The sequence below is a fragment of the Bacillus sp. SIMBA_074 genome (genome assembly GCF_046534555.1).
In the GTDB taxonomy this organism is placed as follows: Bacteria; Bacillota; Bacilli; order Bacillales; family Bacillaceae_G; genus Bacillus_A; species Bacillus_A mycoides.
Map to the genome: position 1 here is coordinate 1 of NZ_JAWRYM010000073.1, position 1,438 is coordinate 1,438.

Genomic DNA, 1,438 nt, shown 5'->3' on the forward strand with positions numbered 1-1,438 from the left:
TCCAGTCGCCTTCCCGTTCCGCTATCGGCTGAATTTGATTGCGAGTGAGATATTTATGCCAGCCAGCCAGACGCAGACGCGCCGAGACAGAACTTAATGGGCCCGCTAACAGCGCGATTTGCTGGTGACCCAATGCGACCAGATGCTCCACGCCCAGTCGCGTACCGTCTTCATGGGAGAAAATAATACTGTTGATGGGTGTCTGGTCAGAGACATCAAGAAATAACGCCGGAACATTAGTGCAGGCAGCTTCCACAGCAATGGCATCCTGGTCATCCAGCGGATAGTTAATGATCAGCCCACTGACGCGTTGCGCGAGAAGATTGTGCACCGCCGCTTTACAGGCTTCGACGCCGCTTCGTTCTACCATCGACACCACCACGCTGGCACCCAGTTGATCGGCGCGAGATTTAATCGCCGCGACAATTTGCGACGGCGCGTGCAGGGCCAGACTGGAGGTGGCAACGCCAATCAGCAACGACTGTTTGCCCGCCAGTTGTTGTGCCACGCGGTTGGGAATGTAATTCAGCTCCGCCATCGCCGCTTCCACTTTTTCCCGCGTTTTCGCAGAAACGTGGCTGGCCTGGTTCACCACGCGGGAAACGGTCTGATAAGAGACACCGGCATACTCTGCGACATCGTATAACGTTACTGGTTTCACATTCACCACCCTGAATTGACTCTCTTCCGGGCGCTATCATGCCATACCGCGAAAGGTTTTGCGCCATTCGATGGTGTCCGGGATCTCGACGCTCTCCCTTATGCGACTCCTGCATTAGGAAGCAGCCCAGTAGTAGGTTGAGGCCGTTGAGCACCGCCGCCGCAAGGAATGGTGCATGCAAGGAGATGGCGCCCAACAGTCCCCCGTCCACGGGGCCTGCCACCATACCCACGCCGAAACAAGCGCTCATGAGCCCGAAGTGGCGAGCCCGATCTTCCCCATCGGTGATGTCGGCGATATAGGCGCCAGCAACCGCACCTGTGGCGCCGGTGATGCCGGCCACGATGCGTCCGGCGTAGAGGATCGAGATCTCGATCCCGCGAAATTAATACGACTCACTATAGGGGAATTGTGAGCGGATAACAATTCCCCTCTAGAAATAATTTTGTTTAACTTTAAGAAGGAGATATACATATGTTTAAACGTAAATCAACCGCAGAACTGGCAGCACAGATGGCAAAACTGAATGGTAATAAAGGCTTTAGCTCAGAAGATAAAGGCGAATGGAAACTGAAACTGGATAATGCAGGTAATGGTCAGGCAGTTATTCGCTTTCTGCCGTCTAAAAATGATGAACAGGCACCGTTTGCAATTCTGGTTAATCATGGCTTTAAAAAAAATGGCAAATGGTATATTGAAACCTGTAGTAGTACCCACGGCGATTATGATTCTTGTCCGGTGTGTCAGTATATTAGTAAAAATGATCTGTATAATACC

General features: G+C 52.2%; 1 protein-coding gene and 2 pseudogenes. 1 reads left to right on the top strand and 2 read right to left on the bottom strand.

Annotated elements, in window-relative coordinates; all coding sequences use genetic code 11:
* Positions 1-661 (bottom strand): annotated as a pseudogene (lacI, locus tag SB773_RS29815) (DNA-binding transcriptional repressor LacI); the annotation flags it as partial.
* 79 nt (positions 662-740) lie between these two features.
* Positions 741-1,025, bottom strand: a pseudogene (locus SB773_RS29820) (MFS transporter); the annotation flags it as partial.
* A gap of 110 nt (positions 1,026-1,135) precedes the next feature.
* Here SB773_RS29820 and SB773_RS29825 point away from each other — a divergent pair.
* The coding region (locus SB773_RS29825; protein WP_410593795.1) for a hypothetical protein at positions 1,136-1,438 on the top strand (303 nt) is incomplete at its 3' end.